The sequence below is a fragment of the Marinococcus halophilus genome (genome assembly GCF_900166605.1).
Lineage (GTDB): Bacteria > Bacillota > Bacilli > Bacillales > Marinococcaceae > Marinococcus > Marinococcus halophilus.
Window position 1 is genome coordinate 227,678 of the sequence record NZ_FVZD01000005.1, and the last position, 24,087, is coordinate 251,764.

Below are 24,087 nucleotides of genomic sequence, written 5' to 3' on the forward strand. Positions count from 1 at the left end.
TATATCGCAGTTAGAGAATTATAAGGGGATAATTTTCAATTTAAACAGGGCAGGTGAAATTCATTTTGCCTCTTTTCCACTGATTTTATGGTACGTATCTTCATGGCAGATAACGAAAAGCTGGGCATCCTCCGGAATATGTTCGTCGAGCTTATGGTTAATGTTTAAGTCATCGTGGTCTGAGACGAGAGTGGCCCCTTCTTCGAGCAGATCCATATAAGCTTCGCGGTACGTCCTCCAGGAGGGGCGTTTAGGTATTTCATATAAATCTTCCCCGTGCCTTTTGGATAACAGCTGTGAGACGATCCTGGAGGTGCCCCGGCTGAAGGCGGAACGGACAGCCAACTGCGAGATCATTTCCGAGCTCACAATAAACTCATCCACCTCCACATGAGTAAAATTATGAATATTGTTTCGTTCTTTGACCTCCACGATAGTGTAAATGTCTTTAAAGTGCCGTTGGATGCTTGTAGCAATTAATAATGATTTCCCATCGATGTAAGAAGGATCATGAATGTATTCTCCGCTGATGGTAATTTCATTTGGAAAAATAAATACCGCCCGGGCTTCGTTGATATTGGCCTGCTCCAGTACTTCCTTTTCGACTGGGTTGCCGCGGACATAAAACAAGCGGTCGTGGTGATAAGGAGTCTCTTCAAATTGATCGATGAGCACGATCTCAATATTTTTTTCCGTATTTAAAATTTCCTGGATAGCGATTTTTGCATGCTTGCTCCAGTCGGCAATCACAATATGCTCTCTTCCGTTGTAGACCAACTTCCCCAGCTCCTTTCTGCGGTTATACACATACATAAAATCAATAATCTTACTGATCACAATAGAAATCAGGCCGATACCGACCAAATACAGAAACACCCCATACAGTTTTCCGGGAACCGTGTCCGGCACGTAATCGCCGAATCCGACAGTTGTGACAGAGGTCATCACCCACCAGAAGCCATTAAACGGATTGCCGAATTCCTCAGGTTCTATGTAGTAAATTGCAAAGGAGCTGCCCCCAATTACCAGGGCAGTGATTAAAAAAATAACAGCTGTATTCACATTAATTAAACGCTCAAAAAATTTATTAAAAAACATCCTGTGGCCTCCTCCCTGCTAAAGTACTATTACCCCTATTAATGTCCGGAAAATCTCAAACTTACAAAGTAAAATTTTTAGTAAAAACTTTATTTCTGCTTTGCTTTCCGCTATAATGATGAAAAGACTAAAGGAGGAACTTCCATGAATAGAGCAGTACTGGAAGAATTTGAACAACAGTATTCCCGCCAGGCAGAACGGCTGTTTTTTGCTCCCGGCCGTATTAATGTGATTGGCGAACATACAGACTACAATGGAGGGTTTGTTTTTCCGTGTGCTATTACAAACGGGACATATGCAGCAGCGGCAGGCCGGAACGACCGACAGCTGCGGCTTGTGAGCGGTAATTTTTTGGACAAAGGAGTGATAGCGCTACCATTGGACGACCTTTCTTTTCAGCCGGAAGATGATTGGGCGAACTATCCAAAAGGAGTATTTGCCGTTTTGGCTGCAGAAGGCTATTACCCTGAAACCGGCTATGATATTTATTTTTCCGGAAATATCCCAAACGGTGCCGGATTGTCTTCTTCAGCATCGATCGAGCTGGCCACAGCGGTTCTTCTCAATGAGTGCGAAGGATGGGGACTTTCCATGAAAACTCTCGTTCAGTATGCTCAGCAGGTGGAAAACAAGTATATCGGTGTTCAGACCGGTATCATGGATCAGTTTGCGATCGGTTTTGGTAAAGACGGGCACGCCATGCTGCTTGACTGTGCGTCGCTTGAATATGACTACGCCCCGTTGCCAACAAAAAAATATACTATTTTGATTATGAATACAAATAAGTCCCGGGAGCTCGCAGGCTCAGCCTATAATGAACGGCGGGCAGAATGTGAAGAAGCGCTGGCAGAAATGCAGCAGCACCGGCCTATTACAGGCCTTTGTGAGTTATCGGTAGAGGAGTGGAACCAGCTCAGCCATGAGATCAACAATGAAACGGTCCGGAAAAGAGCCCGGCACGTCATTTACGAGCATGACCGGACAAAACAGGCAGTGGAAATGCTGAAAGCGGAAAATTATGAAGCGTTTGGCCGGCTGCTCAATGAGTCGCACCGCTCGTTGAAGGAAGACTATGAAGTGACCGGCCTCGAGCTCGATACGCTGGCCGAAACGGCCCAGCAGCAGCCGGGTGTCATAGGCGCACGGATGACCGGGGCCGGCTTTGGCGGCTGTGCGATAGCATTTGTCGAACATGACCAGGCGGAAGAGGCAGAGAAGATTATTGCTGCGGTGTATGAAAAAGAGACCGGCCGTAAAGCTTCGTTTTATAAAGCTGCCGCTGGTGGTGGGGCCCGGGAGCTGGCAGGGGCCGGGCAAAAGTAGAAAAGGAGAGGTTCTATGGCCATCCAGGTGGATTCAGTCATCATGTCGCTCGTCGACTGGGCAGAAGAGAATAACCTAATTCATGCAGAAGATAAGGCGTATGCACGTAATCAGCTGCTGCGGGAACTTCATCTCGAAGCGATTGATGAAAATGCAGCAGCCGGGCCACAGCCGTTTGAGGAACTGCTCGGGCAGCTCACCTCTTATATGGTGGAGGCAGGGATCGTGGAAGATTTGCTCGACAAGCGGGAACAGGCTAAAGCAGATCTCATGAACATCTTCCTTCCGCTGCCTTCCGAGGTGCAGCGAATCTTTGAAGAAAAGTACCGCCGAGACCCGGCTGAAGCTACCGATTATTTTTACTGGCTGAGCCGGGCCTCCAACTATATTCAGATGGACCGCGTGGCCAAAAACGTTCACTTCCCATACGTGTCTTCCTATGGAACGGTTGATATTACGATTAATTTATCCAAGCCGGAAAAAGACCCGCGCGATATTGAAGCAGAAAAGCAGAAGGGTGCGTCGGTTTCGTATCCGAAATGTGTGCTGTGTAAAGAAAATGAAGGATACCCGGGGCGGATCGGCCATCCCGCCCGTTCGAATCACCGGTTAATCCGGACAGAGCTTGAAGGGGAAACCTGGTATTTGCAGTATTCTCCTTACATTTATTACCCGGAGCATTCCATTCTTCTCAGTGAATACCACCGGAATATGAAAATTAACCGGGCCACCTTTACCCGGCTGCTTGGATTTGTAGAGCAGTTTCCGCATTATTTTATGGGGTCGAACGCTGATCTTCCGGTAGTGGGCGGATCGATTTTATCCCATGACCACTACCAGGGCGGAAGGTACACCTTCGCCTTGGAAAAAGCGGAACCGGAGGCCGTATTTGAGGCACCGGCACATTCCGGTTTGACTATAGAAATTATTCATTGGCCGATGAGCGTTCTGCGGCTTCGCTCCGAGGATCAAACAAGCGTCATCGAGGCGGCGGAAGTTGTACGGGAAACATGGCAGGATTATACTGATACGGAGCTTGGGATAGAAGCTTACTCCAACGGTGAACCACACAATACAGTAACGCCGATTGCGCGGAAAAACGGCAGCGCCTGGGAAATGGATATAGTGCTGCGCAACAACCGGAAGACAGAAGAGCATCCATACGGCTTGTTTCACCCTCATGAAGAAGTGCATCATATTAAAAAAGAGAACATAGGCTTGATTGAAGTGATGGGGCTGGCCGTGCTCCCGGAGCGGCTGCTCGGTGAGCTCGAGCAGGTTGCTGCATTTGCTGCAGGAGCAGCAGAGACTGTCCCCGGCCAGCATGAGGCGTGGGCTAAAGAGCTGCGTGAACAGCTTCAGGGACGGCCAGAGGCTGAAGTACGACAGGGAGTCGAGCAGGGCGTCGGGAGAAAATTCATGGAAGTGCTGCACCATGCCGGTGTTTTCAAACAAACACCAGAAGGGCGCCGCGGGCTCCGCCAGTTTTTGCAGGCCCTCCCTTTAAAGCTAAAAGAATAGTAAAAGGAAGCTGATGACATGGCAACGATAAAGGATATTGCAAAGGAAGCCGGTGTGTCGATAGCGACTGTATCCCGGGTGTTAAACTACGATAATACCCTGTCAGTAGCGGAAAGCACAAAGCAGCGTATTTTCCAGACCGCAGAAGCATTGAATTATACGAAGCACGCAAAACGTAAACAGGCTGTACAGGCGCTTACCATCGTTTACTGGTACACCGAACAGGAAGAACTCGAAGACCTGTACTATCTGTCCATCAGGCTGGGTATTGAAAAGCGTTGCGAAGAACTGGGAATCCGGGCCAGGCGCCTGCTTCTGGAGGAGTTTCTGGAGCAGGAGACATCCGAAAGCGAGCCGGTTATTGCGGTAGGTAAATTCAGCCCAGCGCAGGCAGGTCTTCTTCAGCAAGTAAGCACGCAGCTTGTTTTTGTGGATTCCAGTCCGGGGGAAGAAATGTTTGACGCTGTTATTGCCGATTTCCAGCGTGTCACAGAAAAAATTCTTTCATACCTTTGGGAGCTTGGGCATACACGCATCGGTTATCTTGGAGGACGGGAAACCTATCCATCGGAAACAGCCATCATTCCAGACCCCCGCGAGGAAACATTTAAACAGCTGATGGATGCACAGGGCCGGGACGCAGCTCCGTGGATACGCACAGGACGCTTTACTGTGCAGGACGGCTATGAATTAATAAAAAATGAGCTGGCCGCCATGAATCCGGAGGCCAGGCCGACAGCGTTGTTTGTGGCAAATGACACGATGGCCGTCGGGTGTCTGCGTGCACTTCACGAAGAGCAGATCAGAGTGCCGGACGATATCAGCGTCGTGAGCGTCAACGACGTCAGTGTAGCAAAGTTTGTTTACCCGCCGCTGACATCCGTGAAGGTTTACACAGAAGTAATGGGAGAAACGGCAGTAGATCTTCTGCTCGAAAGACTTGATGGAAGAAGAACGATTCCCAAAACGGTTCTGGTAGCGACTGAACTGCAAAAAAGAGAAAGCTGCGGCAGAGCTTAAACCTTTTTACACAAAAACGTATTTCAATTACAGAAAAAAGGGTATAGAACTAAAGTAAGTTTGCCATTAATCAAAAAAGGAGCGTGTACGATGAGTGCGAAAAAAGTATTGATCGTGGCCGGCGATGCCGTAGAAGCGCTGGAAGTGTACTACCCGTATTTTCGGTGTATGGAAGAGGGGTATCACGTGGATCTGGCGGCGGCCAGTGTCAAAAAGCTGCATACGGTGATACACGATTTTGAGGACTGGGAGACATATACGGAAAAGCCGGGATACGGCATCGAAGCGAATGTTGCTTTTGAAAATGTGAAGGCCTCTGATTATGATGCGTTAATCATCCCAGGAGGAAGAGCGCCGGAGCACATCCGGATGAACAATGACCTGCTTGAAATCGTGAAGCATTTCTTTGAAAAGGAGAAACCGATTGCGGTAATGTGCCACGGGAGCCTCGTACTGACTCCGATCGCTGAGGTGGCAAAAGGAAGAAAGATGACCGCTTACCAGGCCTGCAAACCGGAAGTAGAAAGCATGGGCGCGGAATACGTCAATGAAATGGATTATGTGGACAAAAACCTGGTCTCCGGGCATGCGTGGCCGGATCTGCCTGCCATTATGCGGGAGTTTGTGAAACAGGTGAACGAGGCTCCGGTGACAACGTAAAACGAGTGCTATGCCAGCCGGCTTTCACAAACCGGCTGGTTTTTTGCGTGCTGGGAGGCAGTCGGAGACATGTTCGTGCTAAAATAGAGCTGGATTACATAAAAGAAAGAAGGCACGGAGATGATGGAAGCTCTTTTATTACTGCTGACAGGTGTCTTAGCTGCTACTTGCGGTTCACTGGTCGGCCTGGGCGGGGCGTTTATTATAGTGCCGATACTTGCACTGTTTTTTCCAATGCAGGCCTCGGATATTGCCGGAACTTCGATGGCTGTCCTATTATTTACTGCTATTTCAAGCACATGGACGTATTCGAAGCAAAAACGGATTGATTATAAAAGCGGAGTCTATTTTGCGCTCGCCATGATGCCGGGCGCAGTTTTTGGCGCGTGGCTGACCCAGTTTTTCGATACCGACACATTTTATACCGCTTTTGGTATCTTTTTATTCTGTATGGCCCTGTTTTTGCTGTTCCGCCCGAAAAACAAACAGCGAAGCGCCGGCAGGCCCACGACCAGGCGGACATTTACAGACCTTAGCGGCCATACATATGAATACTCGTACAATCGATGGATCGGCCTGTCGATTGCTCTCGGTGTTGGCGTTATTTCGACATCGTTTGGCGTGGGGGGAGGCTCCGTCATGGTACCGACGATGGTAATGCTGCTCGCTTTCCCTGCCCATATTGCAACAGCAACATCGATGTTTTTAATGGTGCTCTCGGCGGCAGTGGGGACAGGAGCCCATGCTTATTTTGGCCATGTGCAGTGGGAAAGTGTGCTCTGGCTGGCAATTGGTGCTTTAATAGGCGGCCAGGCTGGTTCTGCGCTTGCAGCAAAACTGCCGGGGGCAATTATTCTGCGTGTATTGGCTGCCAGTCTCATAGTTGTTTCACTAAGGCTGATCTTCGGCACAGCGTAAAAAATCCCGGCTCTTATATAGAGTCGGGATTTTTACTATTCACTGTTCGTTTTCGGTCTTAAAGTGCGATACGATTGTGTTTAATTCCTTGGACATCATATTCAGCGCTTCTGCGAGAGCGTCAATCTCTTCTACTGACTGAAGCTGCGTTTCCGAAGCGGAGGCTACGCTTTGAGAGGTGCCGGCATTGTGCTCCGAAATGGCCGAAATTTCATCGAAAGAAGCAGTAATTTCCTGTGAGCTTGCTGCCATCTGCTCCGAAGTAGCTGCTACGCTTTCAAGGCGTACACTTACTTCATTCGTATAATCTGAAATCTCCTGAAAAGCAGCCTTAGCCTGTTCAGTCATCTGCAGGCCGTCCTGCACCTCGCCAGTGACCTGCTCCATGGAAACGGCGGAATCCTGAATTTCAGTTTGAATTGTAGTAATGATTGAGGCGATCTGGGACGAAGAATCCCTGGACTGCTCAGCAAGCTTTCGGACTTCTTCAGCGACAACAGCAAATCCTTTGCCGTGCTCTCCTGCCCTTGCAGCTTCAATAGCTGCATTTAAAGCAAGCAGGTTTGTCTGCTCTGCAATGGTGGTGATGACGTTCAAGATGTTTTCAATTTCCCTGGAGCGGGCGCTCAGCGTCTGATTTACTTCATTGGAACGTTCGACGGACGTATGAATGGATTGCATCTTGTCCAGCGCCTCGCTCATAGTAACAAGACCATCGTTCGCTTTTTCTGTCGTTGAGGCCGCATGCTCGGAAATGGAGGTCGTACTGCCTGCCACTTCCTGAACCCCTTTAGAAACTTCTTCCATGGCTCCTGTACTTTCTTTGATGCTTACAGACTGTTGTTCGGAGCCGGACGCCACCTGCTGCAGGGAAGCATTGACCTCGGTGATAGCCTGGCTGGATTTATTGGAATTTGACAACAGCTGCTCTGATGAATCCTGAAGCAGCCGGGAGCTCATATCAAACTGGCCGATCAGCTCCTTCAGCCTGGTGCTCATCCGGTTAAAATGTGTGGCGAGCTGGCCGATTTCATCCTGCTGGTTCAGCTCAATGTCTTCTCCGGTTAAGTCATCATCGGCTACCTGCTTCACCCGTTCAGTAATTAAACGGATCGGTTTTGTAATACGGCCGGCGATTAGGAAAGCGGCACCGGTAATTAATAGAACCGCCGCCCCAATAATGGTAAGCACCGTCCATTTCAGGCCGTCGGTTGCTGCGAGAACCTCCTCCATTGGGGTCAGGAAGAAAATACTGTAGCCTGCGTCCTGAACGGGAGAGGCGGATACGAGTAATTGTTCATTGCTGTTGTCCAGCGTGGTAGAGGAAGCTTCTTCGTGTTCTCCGGCAAGCAAAGCCTGCCACTCACTGCTGATATCAGCCTGGCCGACCGGCTGGCCGATCAGATCCTCCTGCGGGTGAAGCTGAATCACATTTTGGTTATCGACGAGAATTGGCACAGCGCTGCTTTCATCACCGCTCCCAGCATAGCGCTCCATTAAAGCGTCGAAATTAACAGAAGCGGACATGACACCGGTGATATCCCCGTTAGAGGCAGTCACCGGAGAAGCCACAACCACGATACGGTTGCCGGTGGAATTGGAGGTGAGAACATCTGAAATCGTCGTTTCGCCGTTCATGCCATTTTTAAAATAGTCTCTGTCGCTAAGGTCAAGCTCTCCGATATTTTCTTCGGTAGTGTGCGCTTCCACGATGCCATCCGGTTCGGTGAATACGACCGTTTCAAACGTTTCGTCGCGGTCAATGATTTGATTCATCAGGCTGAGACGGGTATCTGTGTCACCGCTTTGCATGTCCTGGGTTCCCGCAGCGAGCACAATTTCATCGAGCCGTTTAACGAGCCAGCGGTCCATCCCCTCTGCGGCGGCTTCCGAAGCCATGGTCAGTTTTTCTTCTTCTTCGGCAACGACGACACTGCTGCTTTCCTGAAAGACAAAAAAAGCGACAGCAGCAGCCGGAAGCAGGCCAATCGCTAACAACCAAATAAGTAATTTTTTTCGAAGATTCAGCTGTAATAATTTTTCCTTCATGTTTATCCACTCCCCAATATGTAAACAAATACCTTCTCTTATTCATATCGGGCGAATGAAAAAAAAGTGAAGCTTTTCAGGAAGGTAGAAAGAGAGAATTACACGCCTCTGCCCACCTACAACAAGCAGCTTGCCGGTCAATCCTTCAGCTGCATGCGGTCGTTAAAATACGTTTTGTAGCCGAGCTGGGTAAATAAAATTACGCTGAGAGCTACGGCTCCGGTAATGCCCAAAAGAATGGCAATCTGGTAGCCAATCGCTGTCACCGGATTGACGCCGGAAATAATCTGTCCGGTCATCATGCCGGGCAAAAACACGATTCCTGCGCCGACCATGTTGTTAATCGTTGGAAGAATGGCTGCATCGAATGACTGATTTACAAGTTTACGGGTAGCCTGGTTCGGCGTTGCCCCGAGCATTAGTGCAGCTTCCACCCGGGAGCGCTGGCTGTGCAGGTGTTCAGTGAGCGTCTGGACCCCAAGTGTAATACCAGTCATGGAATTGCCGATAATCATGCCGGCAATTGGAATAAAGTAACGCGGATTAAACCACGGTGCAAACTGGATAACGACAAAATTGAAGTAAAGCAGGCTCAGAATGGTGCCGATGCTCATCGATACAGCAATCGCCCGTTTCATTTCCCGGCTCAGAGGACCACGGACGCGCTGGAAAATATTCCAGATTGCAAAGCTGAGCATAAAAAGGACAATCAGCGATGTGAGCCAGGGGCTCGGGTTTTCAAATAAAAACATGAGCACGTATCCCATTAACAGCAGCTGAAACGTCATACGGAGCGAAGAAATCAGTATTTCTTTCTCCCGGGGGATTTTCCGCCAGCGCACGATGACGAGCAGAAGAACGATAAACACGTAGGCGGCAAGAATTTGCCAGAACGACAGCTCGATAATAGAGGTGTTTTCAGTCATGGTTTCAAGCCTCCCCCTCTGGTAAATGAATCTGACTGGATGGTATGGTCGGCAAAATGGTCAGCCATCGCCGCTGCATGGCTGACGAAAATAACGCCTTTGGCAGCACGCCGGGCCTCGGCCAGAAATCGTTCCATGACGTTCCATTCCATATCTTCATCAAGCGCCGACGTCGGCTCGTCCAGCAAATAGACGTCGGGCCCGGCAAGAAGCAGCCGGGCGAGGGAGAGACGCTGCTGTTCTCCGCCGGACAGATTTTCGGCAGAGTCACTGAGCTGTTTATTCAGCATGCACTGTTGCGCCGCAGCAGTGAGCTTTTCTTCAGAAACTTCCTCCCTGCCGCTGAATAGTCTTCCGGCCTGAAGGTTTTCAGCTACTGTTTCCCCGAACAGCACCGGCTGCTGCGGAAGCATCATCACCTGCCTGCGCAATTCTGTGGGCTCCCAGGCGGAGAACGGTTTTCCATGGTAGGAAACAGTGCCGCTGTCCGGGCTGACCAGGTAATTGAGCAGACGCAGAAGTGTTGATTTTCCCGAACCGCTTGGGCCCGTGACAGCGGTGATGGTGTCCGCGGGGATGGTCAGCTGTTTCGTGTTAATAATGTTTTTATACTTTACGTTGTCCAACTGAAACATAAAACGGCCCCCTTTCATTAATTTAGATTATTGCCGGGAAATAATCGATGCGTAAATAAAAAAGCACTCATGAATATTTCCATGAGCGCTTGGACAGAATGCCTGCTCAGACAAAATCGAGAATATATACGAGGCCGGTATATGCACTCAGCACAAACATACAGCCGAGAGCAAAAACGCTGAGCGGCGAGCGTCCGCGATGAAAGCTCTGCACCATCAAATATAAAAACCCGATGGATAACAGCACACTTAAAATGGTGATGGGATGCAGCTGCAGCTGGAAGGAAGCACTGTCGGGCACGGAAGCAGGGTAGAGCACATGAAATAAAAAGGCCGGGTTTTCATAATGCAGGCTGCCGCTTGGCTCCTGTTCGGTCATAAAAGCAGTAATAACAAAGATAAGTACGGCCGTCAGACTTTCTGCCCGCAGCCATTGTCGTGGATTATAATCTGTGACCTGCTGCAGGCGCCTGCGGATAAATATGCCATTAAAAAGTGCAAACATAAGGATAACTATATAAAACAAATGCTTCCAGACAAGGGCTTCGCCGTAAGGAAGAGCCCAGGAGCCGATAAATGGGTCTGTCAGCAGCTGCCCCATGATTACGCCAGTAAAGGCAATGATGATGACACACATGATAGCGATCAGTGTGAACCATTCCAAAAAAGAAGCCCATTGTTTATAGGAAATGGCAAACCAGCTGACCATTAAAAGCGTGCCAATCCACAGGCTCACCGCAAGCAGATGGAAAAAATGAAGCGTCCCGCCGATGAGCGGGATAGCGTTGGCGGCGTGGCCGGAGGCACCTAAAGCTCCGATCATACCCATGATAAGAACCAGGCCAACGATGGCAGAAGCTCTGGACATTCCGGTGGAATGAAAAAAAAGAATGAATATCCCGAGGAGGAAAAAGCTCAGGACAAACAGCACTACCCAGCTCTGGCCTACTTCGTACTGGAACAGTATGCGCTCGAGGGCGCCAAAAAAAGGCATGTCTCTACCTGCAGCCACCGTATGTGCGAGCATTGCGATAGGCACAAAAGAAACGACAGGAAGCAGGGCTGCGGCAACCGCCGGAACGAAAAATGGAATAGAAAGAGCCGGCCGGTGCGTTGCAGGGATAAGCTGAAGCACAAGCGTACCGGCGAGCACAGCAAAAAACAAATACTGCAGAGCGTTACCTGCTGCAAGAATCATGTCCGGCGCTTAAGGCGGAACAGGAATAGGGCCACAATGGCGACTACGAGACCGAGGCCGATTACTCCAATGGTTATGCCGAACCCGGAGCCGGCTTCTTCTTCATTAATGGCACTTTCGGTTTCACCGTCGGCGTTTTCCTCCGCTCCTTCCGCGTTGTTTTCAGAAGAGGAGGCATCATCAGAGGTGGCCGTTTCTTCTTCGGATGCTTCTTCTACAGTAAAGGAAGAGCTGTCCTCCATAATGTGGCCGTCTTCGCTGACAATATCAAAAGATGCTTCGTATTCTCCCGCATCGAGCGGATCTTCCATGGTCACATTCAATTGGTCTTCGGGCTCGATGAAAACGTCAGCAGTTTCCACATCATTTCCTTCTGCGTCTTTGACCGTGACTCCGTTGTAGTCTTCAATAGGGCCGTCAAAATAAAACGTGATTTCTTCCGGTGCTTCCACGGTGGCTCCTTCTTCAGGCTCGGAGCTTTCGAGGTGTGTATGGGCATCGGCCACTGCAGGAGAGAGCAGAAAGCCGGCGGCTAGGCAGGCAATTAATCGGCGCATAAATTTTCCTCCTTTTATATAAACGAGACCGTGATTATTAACTTCTTCTCCCTTTATACCAAAGAATAAGTTCGAAAAGGAGAAAAAGATGTGAATAATTTACGAAAATCGTTTTTCAGGCAGAAAAAAAGCAGGGCAAGGAATTTCTTTGCCTGCACAATTCAGGAGGAGGAAAGAAGCTGCAAAAATCCTTCGGCCGTTTCTGCTTTTAACAGTCGCTGGATTAACTTGGGCTGTTCAATAACCCGGCCCAGCAGCTCATACATTTCCTGCAGGTCTTCGGTGCTGTCTTTTTTTACATTCAGCAGGCAGACAAGCTGGACGGGACGCTCACCCCAGCGGACAGGTTTGTCGAGCGTGCAGAAGGCTAAAAAGGTTTCTTCGGTCTTTGGCGTAACTGGATGAGGGATGGCCACAAGATTCCCGAAGGCTGTCGGAGCCACGTTTTCCCGCTCAAGAACAGAATCAAGAAAACCATCATCAATTAAATTCCGCTCATCCAGCTCCCGTTCGAAAAATTGGAGTATTTGCTCTGTGGTGGAAAATGATTGATGCAAAAAGACGAGTGATTCCCGTAAATACATACGGATGGCGGGTTCTTTGGAAATAAACCCTTCAATAATACGAAGATCCGTTTCGCTTAAAATCGTATTGACCTGAAGCACGGGCACCGGCAGGTCATCATAAATGGGGACCGAGCTGATGATGACGTCGATATGATCAAAATCCATCTCCCGCAGACGGTAATATTCTGTCGTCCCCTGAATGTGAAGCCGCCTGCCGAATGTTGCCTGAAGCCGGTAGTAGAGGAGTTGGGCGCTTCCCCGGCCAGAGGCGCAGACGATCAGACAGCGTGCAGGAGCTGTTTCCATTTTACTGCGTTCCAGCGCGGCACCGATATGGAGGGCCAAATAGCCGATTTCGTTTTCATCAATACGAATATCGTAATGCTCTTCGAGAGCGATGCCGGCGATGACCCCGGCTTCAAAGGCGAGCGGGTAGCCAGCCTTAATATCAGCAAGCATCGGATTGCGCACATTCATATTGTAACGGAATCGGCTGATCGCAGGCTGCAGATGAAGGGCCAGGGCAATGACGAGCTCCTGGTCGTGCTGGAGTGTTAAATGCAGTTCCCTATCGATATGCTGGAGCAGAAAAGCGACCATTTTGTAGGTATCCGTATCAAGGGAATTTTTTACTGCTTCTGCTGTTCCTGCTTCATTGTCAAATAGACGGGTGCCAAGCAGATGAAGCGTAATATAGGCAATCTCTTCCTCCGGGAACGACACCTCCCAGGTTTGGTTGATTTCTGTGACCATATTTTTGGCTACCTGGTATTCACGCTTTTGCGTCAGTTCGTCAAATTCTGCGTGATACATCGATACGTAATACTCGTCCTGAATGCGCTGGTAGGCAATCAGGATATGGTTGAATAAATTGTGCAGGGCAATATCGGATAGGGATATATGCTGCATTTTTATCTGCTTTAAAATAATGCTCCAGATGCTTTTTCGTTCTTCTTCGGAAAGATGGAGAAACGGCAACGACTGGTCGTGGCGAGGCTGTTCGTTCTGGCGGTCAAAGATATACTCCGCGATACAAAACCGCATGCGCATCTCGCTTCCTTGAAGATGGAGACCGTCATTGGCCGTCCGCTCCAGGGCAATACTGTAATTCTTTAAAATGTCCCGTACCTTTTTCAAATCGTTCTGCACGGTGGACCGGCTGACAAACATTTCATCGGCGAGCTCATCCAGCTTGATGAAGGAACTGGCGAGAAGAAGCCGCTGTATCAAATACGCAACCCGCTCTTCAGGAAGATTAGGGAGAGTCTGCGAGTCGGGAGCTGCCGGCTGTAAATACTCCTTTACATATGCCCGGAACTTATCATTGTCTATAATTTTCAGCTGGTATCCTTTCCCCTTAATGGCTTCGATTTTTGCCCCATGGGACTCGAGCGTTGTCTGAAGTCCTTTGATGTCCTCCCGGATAGTCCGGCTTGACACCTCGTGCAAAGAAGCCAGATAGCTTCCAGTCACCGGGATACCGCTTGCAACTAATTCTCTTAAAATACTGTTGCTACGTGTAGTCATGTCTCTTTAACCCCCTTAAGGTAAACATGTATGTAAGCGCTATAGAAATTTTCATTATCTACAGCGCACAAGTAGGGATACTATAAAAGTAGCACAAAAGAAGCAGGAAAGAAGTACAAATCATTTCCGCTTCCTAGCGGAAGAACCTTCCCTATCTATGAAAGCGCTCTTTTATTATATTGAATATATCAACCGCACATCATTTTATCTTAATTGGAGGAATATCAATGAATATTTTATTAGCATGCTCCGCCGGAATGTCGACAAGCCTTCTTGTTTCAAAAATGAAAGAAGCCGCTGATGAGCAGGGGGTTCAGGCAGAAATATGGGCAGCAGCCCAGGATAAAGCACCGGAAGAAATTAAAAAGGCTGATGTACTTTTGATCGGTCCGCAGATGCGCTTTATGAAGAAAAAATTCGGCAAGGTTGCCGACGAGCAGGGGATCCCGCTTGATATTATTGATGCCGTTGCTTACGGACGTGTAGACGGAAAAGCTGTACTTGATCACGCCATGAAGCTGTTAAACGAGCAAAAATAGGGAGGAAGACACATGAATCGTTTTATGGAGGTATTGGAAAATATTCTGATGCCGATCGCGGAGAAATTAAATAACAACCGTCATTTGACGGCTTTGCGCGACGGGTTTTTGATTGCCCTGCCGTTAATCATTTTTGGCTCTATTTTAGTTGTTATCGCTAATTTTCCTTTTCTGGACCAGCTGATTGGGGAAGACGCCTATGCAGCCTATCAGGCAGCGCTTGGCCCGGCGTCGGCATCCACGCTCAGTATTATGGGGCTTTTTGTTATCATCGGTATAGGGTATAAATTAACAGCTTCTTACGGCGTGGAAGCACTTTACGGCGGGGTTGTAGCCCTTGCTGGTTTTATCATACTAACACCGCAGACCTTCGAGGGTGTAGAAGGGGTTATACCAACATCCACCCTCGGAGCCGAAGGCATGTTTGTTGGCATACTGACCGCGTTCCTCGCGGCTGAGCTGTACCGCTACTTCGTACAAAAAAACTTGACGATTAAAATGCCGGCCGGGGTTCCGGAGGCAGTGTCAAGATCGTTCAGTGCGCTGATTCCTATCGCTCTGACCTTATCAGTTTTTCTCGCTATCCGTATTTTGTTCAGCCTTACCCCGTTTGATTCTGCCCAGAACTTTATTTATACCGTTTTGCAGGAGCCGTTAACCGCGCTTGGCAGCGGACTCCCGGCGACGATCATTGCTGTTCTGATGATCCAGATCTTCTGGTTTTTCGGCCTGCACGGGCAGATTCTGGTTAACTCTGTGTTCGACCCAATCTGGTACGCGCTGAATGAACAGAACTTGAGTGCCTTCCAGGCAGGAGAAGAACTGCCAAACGTGGTCACCAAACAGTTCATTGATACCTTTATTGTAGGGATGGGCGGTTCCGGGATGACGCTTGCGATTGTGCTCTGGCTGTTTATGCTCGCCCGCAGTAAACAGGCGAAACAGCTCGGCAAAGTCGGCGGCCCTCCAGGGTTCTTTAACGTCAATGAACCGATTATTTTCGGTCTGCCGATCATCATGAATCCGTTAATATTAATCCCGTGGCTGGTAGCTCCGGTCGTTATTGCAGTCATAACGTATGTAACGATGTCGATCGGCCTGGTGCCAAAGCCGGCAGGTATCATCGTTCCATGGACCACCCCGATTTTCTTAAGTGGATTTCTAGCTACTGGAAACGCCTGGCAGGGAGCTGTGCTGCAGCTGTTTAACCTGGCCGTGGTGTTTATCATCTGGTTCCCGTTCCTTCGGATTCTGGACCGCCAGTATTTCCGGAACGAAGTAGAAGCAGAAAAAGAAACGACAAATGCAGACAACAAGCAAAAAAGCGGTTAAATCAGGATAGGAGTGGAAACTATGGAAGCGTTAACAGAAACGGCGTTTCAAATTATATTATACGCTGGCAACGGCAAAGCAAACGCCATGGAAGCGATCCAGGAAGCAAAGGCCGGCAATTTCGACCGTGCAGAAGAACTGATCAAGGAAGCAGGGGAAGAGCTCGGGAAAGCACATTCCTACCAGACCAACCTGCTCACGAAAGAAGCAAGCGGTGAGGATTTTTCCGTCAACGTCATGCTGATTCACTCGCAGGATCATTTGATGACCTCCATGACGGTCCGAGACCTGGCGGAAGAGATTGTAGAAGTCTACCGTACGCGTTAAGTATCCTGGGGACCCGGCAGAAAGAGAAAAGCCGGGGCCCTGCTTTTTGTGATAAACATACAGGAACGATTATTCTAGGAGGTACTAACCATGGCAGAACAGTTCACGTTTCCAAAAGGATTCTGGTGGGGGGCGGCCACATCCGCCACGCAGATTGAAGGCGCCGCGAAGGAAGGCGGCAAAGGAAAGAATATTTGGGACCAGTGGTTTGACGAAGAGCCGAATCGCTTTTTTGACGGGGTGGGCCCTGGCACCACATCCGATTTTTATCATCAGTACAAGGACGACATCGCCCGGATGAAGAACATTCATTTTAATTCCTTTCGCCTGTCGATCTCCTGGTCCCGGCTGATCCCGGACGGCTCCGGAGAAGTGAATCAGGAAGCGGTCGACTTTTATAACAACGTTATCGACGAAATGATCGACAAGGGCGTAGAACCGTTTGTCTGTTTATATCATTTTGATATGCCGATGGCGATGCAGGAGATGGGCGGCTGGGAAAACAGAGCTGTAGCGGAACACTTTGGCCGTTACGCCAGCATCTGCTTTGATCTGTTCGGCGACCGGGTAAAAAAGTGGTTTACCCACAATGAACCGATTGTTCCGGTGGAGGGCGGCTACATGTACGACTTTCACTATCCTAACGTGGTCGACATGAAGCGGGCGGCCCAGGTGGGCTATCATACGCTTCTCTCTCACGTGTTTGCGGTGAAAGCTTTTCGTGAAAAAGACCGAACCGGCGGGGAAATCGGCGTTATTTTGAACCTGACCCCTTCCTATCCAAGAAGCAGCCATCCGGCAGATCTGAAGGCTTCCCGGATTGCCGATTTATTTTTTAACCGGAGCTTTCTCGATCCCACAGTGCTCGGGGAGTATCCTCAGGAGCTGATTGACCTGCTCGGAGAGCACGGAGTGCTTCCGGATACCGAGAGCGGAGACAAAGAACTGATTAAAGAGGGGAAAGTCGACCTGCTGGGCGTGAACTATTACCAGCCGCGCCGGGTCAAAGCGAAGGAAAACCTGCCGAACCCGGGTGCTCCGATACTACCCGAATGGTTTTTTGACCACTACGAAATGCCTGGCCGGAAAATGAACCCTTATCGTGGATGGGAGATTTACCCGAAAGGTGTATACGACATTATGATCAATCTCCGTGATAACTACGGAAATATTCCGTCGTTCATTTCTGAAAACGGGATGGGGGTCCAGGACGAGGCCCGTTTTATGGAAAACGGCATGATTCAGGACGATTACCGTATTGAGTTCATCCAGGACCATCTTGAATGGCTGCACCGGGCTATCGAAGAGGGGGCTAATGCCAAAGGGTATCATCTCTGGTCGTTTATCGACAACTGGTCGTGGATGAATGCCTACAAAAACCGCTACGGCTATTTTTCCGTCAATATCGACACGCAGGAGCGTACGCCGAAAAAGAGTGCCTACTGGATCACTGCCGTCCACAAAAATAACGGATTTGAAAAATAGCATTACGGGCCGTCTGTCTATCCGCAGGCGGCCTGGTCTGTATAGAAACACGCAGAAAAAAGGAGCGAGACGATGAAGAAAGGTATTAAGATTGTAACGATCGGCGGGGGCTCGAGCTATACGCCTGAGCTCGTGGAGGGATTTATTAAAAGGCATCACGCACTGCCGGTGAAAGAGCTGTGGCTCGTGGATATTCCGGAAGGAAAAGAAAAGCTGGAGATCGTAGGAAAACTCGCCCAGCGTATGGCAGCTGAAGCGGGTATCGATATGACCGTGCACCTTTCCTACAGCCGGGAGGAAGCGCTGCCGGGCGCGGACTTTGTCACCACTCAGTTTCGGGTTGGCATGCTTGAAGCCCGGGCGAAGGATGAGCGGATCCCGCTTTCCTACGGCGTGATCGGCCAGGAGACGAACGGGCCGGGCGGGCTGTTTAAAGGACTGCGGACCATTCCAGTTATTATTGACATTGTGCATGACATCGAGCGGCTGTGCCCGGATGCGTGGCTTGTGAACTTTACGAATCCGGCTGGCATGGTGACAGAAGCGGTGCTGCGCTATACGAACCATGAACGCATTGTCGGCCTCTGCAACGTCCCGGTGGGAATGCAGATGGGAGTGGCTGAAGCGCTTGGAGTAGACGGCGACCGTGTACGTATTGATTTTGCCGGACTGAACCATATGGTTTACGGACTTAATATCTATCTCGATGGCAACGATATAAAGCAGCAGGCGCTCGAAGCAGTAGCGGATCCGGCGAACGTTTCCACCATGAAAAATATTGCGGCACTCGGGTGGGAGCCCGAATTTATCCGGGCTTTGCAGGTGCTGCCATGCCCGTATCACCGGTACTACTATAAAACAGAAGAAATGCTGGCCGAGGAACAGGCAGCTGCCGAGGAAACCGGCACCCGGGCTGAGGTCGTCCAGGGGGTGGAGGAGGAGCTGTTTGCCCTCTATGCTGATGAAACGCTCCGGACAAAGCCGGAGCAGCTGGAACAACGCGGCGGGGCCTATTACAGCGAAGCGGCCTGCAGCCTGATCAATTCAATCTATAATGACACCCGGGATATTCAGCCAGTCAATACGAGGAATCGTGGCGCTGTTGCCGGTATACCGGCGGAGTCAGCGGTGGAAATCAGCTCCGTTATTACCAAAGATGGCCCGAGGCCGATTGCTGTTGATGAGCTGCCGGTAGCTGTCCACGGACTGGTGCAGCAGATCAAATCGTTTGAACGGGTCGCTGCCGAAGCGGCGGTAACGGGAAATTACGAAACAGCTCTTCTGGCCATGACGATTAATCCTCTCGTTCCGTCTGATACAAAAGCAAAGCAGATACTTGATGACATGCTCGAAGCCCATCGGGAGCATCTGCCGCAGTTCTTTCAAAGCGAAAAGGTATGAAGCAGTGAAGGTCTCCTGAAGCGGGGGCCTTTTTTGTTAGAGAAAAGTTCCTGTTTTTAAAGATAAAGCACAAAAAGAACAAATGTTCGTGTATACTGAAACAAAGGGAGGCGTTATGGATGAAAGAAAACAAGTTGACCCCGGGGTCGAATATGCGCTGGGAATCCAGCCGGATGATTCTGCCGGAACACCGGGAAATGTGGCTGCGTCATCAAAAAGAAGACCGGATGAAGTTCAGGCCCGTTTGGGATGAGCAGCAGCTTGAAGAGTTTTCCCGCCGTCTTCAGGACGCTCTGGTGTCCGGCTCGACAGTAACGCTTCACGTGTTTGACCCTTATGCGGAAATAAAAATGAGGGGAAAGATCCTCCATCTTGATGCATTAAATAAAACAATAAAAATGAAAGCAGGCGGGGGCATCCAGTATGTAGGCGTGCAGGACATTATGGATGTGGAAACGTAAAAGCACGTTTTTGAAATAGGCGTAAGGGAAAGGAAGACAAGAAAAGAAACCAAAAGGGAGCGAATGAAATGAAGGATAAAAAATTCAGCAGAATTTCCTTAACGTCTTCCCTGGGAGGCGTCGGACTGATTGCTGTATCTGTCATTGTGTCTGCCGTATTTTCTCTTCCCGACAACAGCCCCTTTGTGCCGTTATTTGGGTCGCTGCTGACGATTGGCATTCTGTTGCTTGCGCTCAGTGCATTCATGAGCATGATTGCTTTTTCGCGCCGTGAGCCGGGATGGATGAAGCTGAGCGGCTGGATTATTATGGCAGTGCTGCTGCTCTGGTTTATGGTCAGCCCGGCACTTACCGGTGTGGTGTAGATCTTCAAAAAACGCTGGTTGCGCACGGTACTGGTTCATGGTGTAATGTAGAAAAAGATGTAGAGGACGGATGCTTAATGAGTACACCAGATTTTCGGGCCCGCTCGCCGTGGGCCTCATTAACGGATGTAGACAAGGTGCACGTGTCTCCAGTTTCGCCCGGCTCGATTCAGACCTCTTTAACAGTGCCGGGCAGTAAAAGCTTTACAAACCGGGCGCTGATTATGGCAGCACTGGCAGAAGGCACGTCCACGCTGGCCGGAATTTTAAAAAGCGATGACTCGTACTGGTGCCTTGGCGCTCTGCGTGCGCTTGGCGTGAAATCCGAAGTGGACGGAGATACGGTCACCCTTCACGGATGCGGGGGCCGGTGGCCCGAGGAGGAAGCCGAGCTCTATATTGGCGCAGCCGGCACCACGGCCCGTTTTCTTCCAGGCCCGCTTGCAGCAGCCGGAAACGGCGTTTACAAGGTTGAAGCGAGCAAGCGAATGAGCGAACGACCAGTAGAGCCGTTGATGGAAGCCCTTGAGGAGCTCGGGGCAGACGTTCATTACATAGATAAAAAAGGATTCTATCCGCTTGAAATTCACGCGGGCGGGCTGCCTGGAAAAGAAGTAACCATTTCCGGTAAATTATCGAGCCAGTTTATCAGCGGCCTGCTGCTGACGGGCGCTTGTACACAGGAAGGCCTGCGTATCCGAATCCCGGATTACATTGTGCAGCATGCCTACGTGCACATTACGCTCGATTTAATGAATCAGTTCGGCGTCCCGGTCACGTACAATGAGGATTTAACCGACATGCAGGTGCCGGCAAAGAATTTTCAAGGCCGGAGCATGGCGCTTGAAGCAGACGCTTCGACGGCCAGTTATTTTATGGCATTGGCAGCGCTGACAGCCGGAACGGTCCGTATTAATAATTTAACAATGGACACGAACCAGCCGGATATAGGTATGGTGGACGTGTTTGAAAAAATGGGCTGCCATGTGGAAAAAGGCAGCACCTACATCGAAGTTACAGGCCCGGAACAGCTGTCAGGCGGGTTTGAGCTCAGCATGAAGGAAATGTCTGATCAGACGTTGACTGTTGCGGCGCTCGCTCCGTTTGCTGACGCGCCGATTACCATCCGGGATGTGGAGCATATTCGTCACCATGAATCCGACCGCATCCACGCAGCGTGTACAGAGCTTCAGAAGATGGGCATCCGTGTGGATGAATACTCGGATGGGCTGAAAGTATATCCGGGCACCCCGATCGGCGTATCGCTTCATTCGTACGATGATCACCGGGTAGCTATGGCGCTTTCGCTAGTGGGAGCGAAGGTGCCCGGAATCTATATTGAAGACCCGGGATGCGTGTCGAAAACATGTCCAACCTTCTATGATTTGTTTGAAGCAGCCGGTGTTCCGATTAAATTTTCATAAAAAAGAAGCCCTCTCTGTTTTTGGAGAGGGCTTTCGTGCATGGCATTAAGAGGCAGCAAGCTCCCGGCAGGCTTTTTCACAGCGGTAGCAGGCATCTGCGCAGTCTTTGCAATGCTGGTGGTCGTGCTTGGCGCATTCATCCCCGCATGCTTTGCACGCCTCTGCACACAACTGAGCGGTCTCCTTCATCAATGGACTGCTGGACTGGATGGCTTTAGCCGTCAAGGCGCAAATATCTGCACATTCGCGGTCGAGACGTATGCATTCGGCCATCATTTTCACGTCGTCCTCCTGCAGGCAGTCGTTAAAGCATTGATTACACTGCTTCATACATTCGATGCAGGCTTCGAGGCATTCCTTCTGGGCAGCGTTCATCTTTATCATCCTTTCTAGTATCAGGTGTTGGTATAGGGGTTCCCGGAAGGGGTATTTATTCAAACGTAAAATACAAAGAAGCAGACAGGCTTTGCCTGCTTCTTTAGATCATTATTTATAGGGATGCTGCTGGTAAAAGAAGTTTGGCGTGTGCATGATATTGCGGTAGGAGCTGTGAAAAATATGAGTAGCAGCAGGGGATACCGGCGGAATCAGCCATGTCCAGTCGCCGGTTACTTCCCGGCCCGCTTTTTGTTCCTGGTGCTCGAATCGTTTAAACTGCGAAGAGGCCGTGTGATGATCCACCATGCTGACGCCTGCTTTTTTGTACGAATGAAGCACGGCCCGGTTCAACTCGACAAGCGCCCGGTCTTTCCATAAACTGCCCGCGTACGTCCGGTCGATGCCAAGCACATCTGCAACCCGTGGAAGCATATTGTAGCGCTCCTCGTCTGCGAGGTTCCGGGCGCCAATTTCCGTTTCCATGTACCAGCCGTTAAACGGGGCGGCCGTATACGTGATACCGCCGATTTCCATTTTCATATCCGAAACAATCGGCACGGCATACCATTTTAAATTGAGTGTGGAAAAAGCATTGCTATCCGGATGGGCAATCGGAACTTCGAGTACTTCTTCGGCTTTTAACGGAAACCACTGGGGGGCGCCTTCGTTTACCTGAATAACCAGGGGAAGAAGGTCAAATGATGTTTCTGCCCCTTTCCACCCCAGTGATTCACAGTATTTTGTGAAAGCAGCGGACTGCGGGTCGCCAATGATTTCCCCGTCCTGCTCATAGCCGGCGTATCGGATCAGCTGGTAGTTCCATATGCGCATCCGCTCCAGCCCGTTTTTGACAGAAGGAAAGACAGAGATCGTGGGAATAATTTTCCCGCCGTTTTCTGCGTAACGAATATGGTGGTGGAGCGCTTCAGCCGCCTCCTCTCCAGTACGCACGTTCCGGTAGTCAAGAACCTGCAGGCTTTTCCAGAAGAACCGCCCGATGCAGCGGTTGCTGTTGCGCCAGGAGACCTTCGCTCCGAATGATAGCTCTTCGAACGTATGTTCATAATGTCCGGTGGCTTCAATCTCCTGCTCTACCTCCTGCCAGCGCGCCTGAAATGTTTCCAGGGGCTGGTCTGTTTCCCGGTAATACTGCTCCAAAAATGTGTATGCGTCCTGTTTTAATGCTTTGATATTGGTCATTATTTGTCTGCACCTCAGCTTTTGCCTTTTTTTCAGTATAAAGGTATTAGCTGCTATTATCGAAAAATCAATCTTACAAAAACAATTTCCCGGGTAATAAATAGCTGTAGCACCGACAGATAAACTTGTGAGTTGACACGTGCTTTAAGGAAGCGAATACTGTAAGCGAAGACTGAAGAAAAGTGAGTGATAGCAATGAAGGCAGTAATTACCACAGAAACCGGCGGGCCAGAGGTACTGCAGATTCAGGACCGTGAAGCACCGAAGCCGGAGATGGATGAGGTGCTGATCAAGGTAAAAGCAGCAGCTGTGAACCGGACCGATATTTTAAACCGGGAAGGTAAGGCTGGATATATTGAAAATCCGGTGCTCGGCATCGAAGTGGCAGGCGTGGTGGAAGAAGCAGGCACTGAGAACCCTTTTTCACCGGGCGACCGGGTAATGGGGCTGGTAAATGGCGGCGGCTACGCGGAGTATGCTGTCATGCGGGCTGACCGGGTAATGCGAATCCCGGAAGCATTCACGTATGCCGAAGCAGCCGCCGTGCCGGAGGTGTTCTTAACGGCCTACCAGACGCTTTATTGGATCGGGCACCTGAATCAGGATGAATCCGTCCTAATTCATGCCGGCGGGAGCGGTGTAGGCACGGCGGCCATTCAACTGGCCAGCCAGCTTTCCTCAGCCCGTGTACTCACCACTGCCGGATCAGCGGAAAAGCTGGAATTTACCCAAAAGCTCGGCGCAGAAGTACGCATTAACTATAAAGAACAGAATTTTGACGAAGAAGTGCTTGCAGCTACTGACAATCAGGGCGTCAACGTAATTTTGGACTTTGTCGGAGCCTCCTACTGGGAGCAGAACCTGAAGAGCATTCAAACCGACGGGCGCTGGGTGTTGATTGGCGTGCTTGGCGGGGCAAATGTGCCAAACGTAAACCTGATGAAGCTGCTGATGAAGCGCGTGCAGCTGACCGGGACGCTGCTTACGCCGCGGAGCGATGAGTATAAAGCCGAATTGAGCAGGGATTTCGTGAAGCACGCAATGCCGCTTCTTGAGGACGGCTCCATCCGCCCTATTGTCGACACGGTGTTTTCATTTGAACAGATTGCGGATGCGCACCGCCATATGCAGGACAATAAAAACATTGGAAAAATCATATTGGAATGGTAAAAAAAGA

At 50.0% G+C, this 24,087-nt stretch carries 23 protein-coding genes; 14 read left to right on the forward strand and 9 right to left on the reverse strand.

Annotated features, from left to right (window positions below; all coding sequences use genetic code 11):
• Positions 1 to 60: 60 nt before the first annotated feature.
• Complete coding sequence (locus B5066_RS03575; RefSeq protein ID WP_079474587.1) at positions 61 to 1,098, reverse strand: potassium channel family protein; 1,038 nt, start codon at positions 1,096 to 1,098, stop codon at positions 61 to 63.
• A gap of 144 nt (positions 1,099 to 1,242) precedes the next feature.
• Here B5066_RS03575 and B5066_RS03580 point away from each other — a divergent pair, with 144 nt between their 5' ends.
• From B5066_RS03580 to B5066_RS03600, 5 genes are all read left to right on the forward strand, one after another.
• A complete protein-coding gene (locus tag B5066_RS03580; RefSeq protein ID WP_079474588.1) occupies positions 1,243 to 2,421 on the forward strand; it encodes a galactokinase in 1,179 nt (392 codons plus the stop codon).
• 15 nt (positions 2,422 to 2,436) lie between these two features.
• Entirely contained in the window at positions 2,437 to 3,942 is a 1,506-nt protein-coding gene (locus B5066_RS03585; RefSeq protein WP_079474589.1) for a UDP-glucose--hexose-1-phosphate uridylyltransferase, read from the forward strand.
• 18 nt (positions 3,943 to 3,960) lie between these two features.
• The gene (locus B5066_RS03590) at positions 3,961 to 4,962 is read left to right on the forward strand and encodes a LacI family DNA-binding transcriptional regulator (RefSeq protein WP_079474590.1); all 1,002 of its coding nucleotides are present in this window, start codon (positions 3,961 to 3,963) and stop codon (positions 4,960 to 4,962) included.
• A gap of 90 nt (positions 4,963 to 5,052) precedes the next feature.
• Entirely contained in the window at positions 5,053 to 5,622 is a 570-nt protein-coding gene (locus B5066_RS03595) for a DJ-1/PfpI family protein (RefSeq protein WP_079474591.1), read from the forward strand.
• Between the two features lie 120 nt (positions 5,623 to 5,742).
• Entirely contained in the window at positions 5,743 to 6,540 is a 798-nt protein-coding gene (locus B5066_RS03600) for a sulfite exporter TauE/SafE family protein (RefSeq protein WP_233133238.1), read from the forward strand.
• A gap of 39 nt (positions 6,541 to 6,579) precedes the next feature.
• On the opposite strand, the gene B5066_RS03605 is transcribed toward B5066_RS03600, so the two are convergent.
• The 6 genes from B5066_RS03605 to B5066_RS03630 all read right to left on the reverse strand — a co-directional run bounded on the left by B5066_RS03605 (position 6,580) and on the right by B5066_RS03630 (position 13,998).
• Entirely contained in the window at positions 6,580 to 8,589 is a 2,010-nt protein-coding gene (locus tag B5066_RS03605; RefSeq protein ID WP_079474592.1) for a methyl-accepting chemotaxis protein, read from the reverse strand.
• A 137-nt stretch (positions 8,590 to 8,726) separates the two neighbouring features.
• Positions 8,727 to 9,515 (reverse strand): ABC transporter permease, encoded by a 789-nt coding sequence (locus tag B5066_RS03610; protein WP_079474593.1) that lies wholly within the window; start codon positions 9,513 to 9,515, stop codon positions 8,727 to 8,729.
• Complete coding sequence (locus tag B5066_RS03615; protein ID WP_079474594.1) at positions 9,512 to 10,150, reverse strand: ABC transporter ATP-binding protein; 639 nt, start codon at positions 10,148 to 10,150, stop codon at positions 9,512 to 9,514. Before B5066_RS03615 ends, B5066_RS03610 begins: the two co-directional genes overlap by 4 nt.
• Before the next feature lie 106 nt (positions 10,151 to 10,256).
• Positions 10,257 to 11,348: a copper resistance D family protein gene (locus tag B5066_RS03620; protein WP_079474595.1), complete on the reverse strand. Its 1,092-nt coding sequence runs from the start codon at positions 11,346 to 11,348 to the stop codon at positions 10,257 to 10,259.
• On the reverse strand, positions 11,345 to 11,905 hold the full coding sequence (locus B5066_RS03625; RefSeq protein WP_079474596.1) for a copper resistance protein CopC: 561 nt from the start codon (positions 11,903 to 11,905) through the stop codon (positions 11,345 to 11,347). Before B5066_RS03625 ends, B5066_RS03620 begins: the two co-directional genes overlap by 4 nt.
• A 161-nt stretch (positions 11,906 to 12,066) precedes the next feature.
• Positions 12,067 to 13,998 carry a BglG family transcription antiterminator gene (locus tag B5066_RS03630; RefSeq protein WP_079474597.1) on the reverse strand — a complete coding sequence of 644 codons (1,932 nt, stop codon included), beginning with the start codon at positions 13,996 to 13,998 and terminating at the stop codon, positions 12,067 to 12,069.
• 227 nt (positions 13,999 to 14,225) lie between these two features.
• Here B5066_RS03630 and B5066_RS03635 point away from each other — a divergent pair, with 227 nt between their 5' ends.
• The 8 genes from B5066_RS03635 (at position 14,226) to aroA (ending at position 21,332) form a co-directional block, all read left to right on the forward strand.
• The gene (locus tag B5066_RS03635; RefSeq protein WP_079474598.1) at positions 14,226 to 14,537 is read left to right on the forward strand and encodes a PTS sugar transporter subunit IIB; all 312 of its coding nucleotides are present in this window, start codon (positions 14,226 to 14,228) and stop codon (positions 14,535 to 14,537) included.
• Positions 14,538 to 14,549: 12 nt separating this feature from the next.
• Positions 14,550 to 15,869 (forward strand): PTS cellobiose transporter subunit IIC, encoded by a 1,320-nt coding sequence (celB, locus tag B5066_RS03640; RefSeq protein WP_079474599.1) that lies wholly within the window; start codon positions 14,550 to 14,552, stop codon positions 15,867 to 15,869.
• A gap of 21 nt (positions 15,870 to 15,890) precedes the next feature.
• Positions 15,891 to 16,196, forward strand: coding sequence for a PTS lactose/cellobiose transporter subunit IIA (locus tag B5066_RS03645; RefSeq protein WP_079474600.1), 306 nt, complete (start codon positions 15,891 to 15,893; stop codon positions 16,194 to 16,196).
• Positions 16,197 to 16,286: 90 nt separating this feature from the next.
• On the forward strand, positions 16,287 to 17,681 hold the full coding sequence (locus tag B5066_RS03650; RefSeq protein WP_079474601.1) for a glycoside hydrolase family 1 protein: 1,395 nt from the start codon (positions 16,287 to 16,289) through the stop codon (positions 17,679 to 17,681).
• A gap of 72 nt (positions 17,682 to 17,753) precedes the next feature.
• Entirely contained in the window at positions 17,754 to 19,082 is a 1,329-nt protein-coding gene (locus tag B5066_RS03655) for a 6-phospho-beta-glucosidase (protein WP_079474602.1), read from the forward strand.
• A 119-nt stretch (positions 19,083 to 19,201) separates the two neighbouring features.
• The gene (locus B5066_RS03660) at positions 19,202 to 19,543 is read left to right on the forward strand and encodes a YolD-like family protein (protein ID WP_079474603.1); all 342 of its coding nucleotides are present in this window, start codon (positions 19,202 to 19,204) and stop codon (positions 19,541 to 19,543) included.
• A gap of 68 nt (positions 19,544 to 19,611) precedes the next feature.
• Positions 19,612 to 19,908, forward strand: a complete 297-nt coding sequence (locus B5066_RS03665; protein WP_079474604.1) for a DUF3995 domain-containing protein — start codon at positions 19,612 to 19,614, stop codon at positions 19,906 to 19,908.
• Between the two features lie 77 nt (positions 19,909 to 19,985).
• Positions 19,986 to 21,332, forward strand: a complete 1,347-nt coding sequence (aroA, locus tag B5066_RS03670) for a 3-phosphoshikimate 1-carboxyvinyltransferase (RefSeq protein ID WP_079474605.1) — start codon at positions 19,986 to 19,988, stop codon at positions 21,330 to 21,332.
• 45 nt (positions 21,333 to 21,377) lie between these two features.
• Here the strand turns inward: aroA and B5066_RS03675 are convergent, their stop codons facing one another.
• Both B5066_RS03675 and B5066_RS03680 read right to left on the reverse strand, forming a co-directional pair.
• Positions 21,378 to 21,707, reverse strand: a complete 330-nt coding sequence (locus B5066_RS03675) for a four-helix bundle copper-binding protein (protein ID WP_079474606.1) — start codon at positions 21,705 to 21,707, stop codon at positions 21,378 to 21,380.
• A gap of 111 nt (positions 21,708 to 21,818) precedes the next feature.
• Complete coding sequence (locus tag B5066_RS03680) at positions 21,819 to 22,910, reverse strand: nitric oxide synthase oxygenase (RefSeq protein WP_079474607.1); 1,092 nt, start codon at positions 22,908 to 22,910, stop codon at positions 21,819 to 21,821.
• A gap of 195 nt (positions 22,911 to 23,105) precedes the next feature.
• On the opposite strand from B5066_RS03680, the gene B5066_RS03685 reads away from it, so the two are divergent.
• Complete coding sequence (locus B5066_RS03685; protein ID WP_079475050.1) at positions 23,106 to 24,080, forward strand: NAD(P)H-quinone oxidoreductase; 975 nt, start codon at positions 23,106 to 23,108, stop codon at positions 24,078 to 24,080.
• Positions 24,081 to 24,087 lie beyond the last annotated feature (7 nt).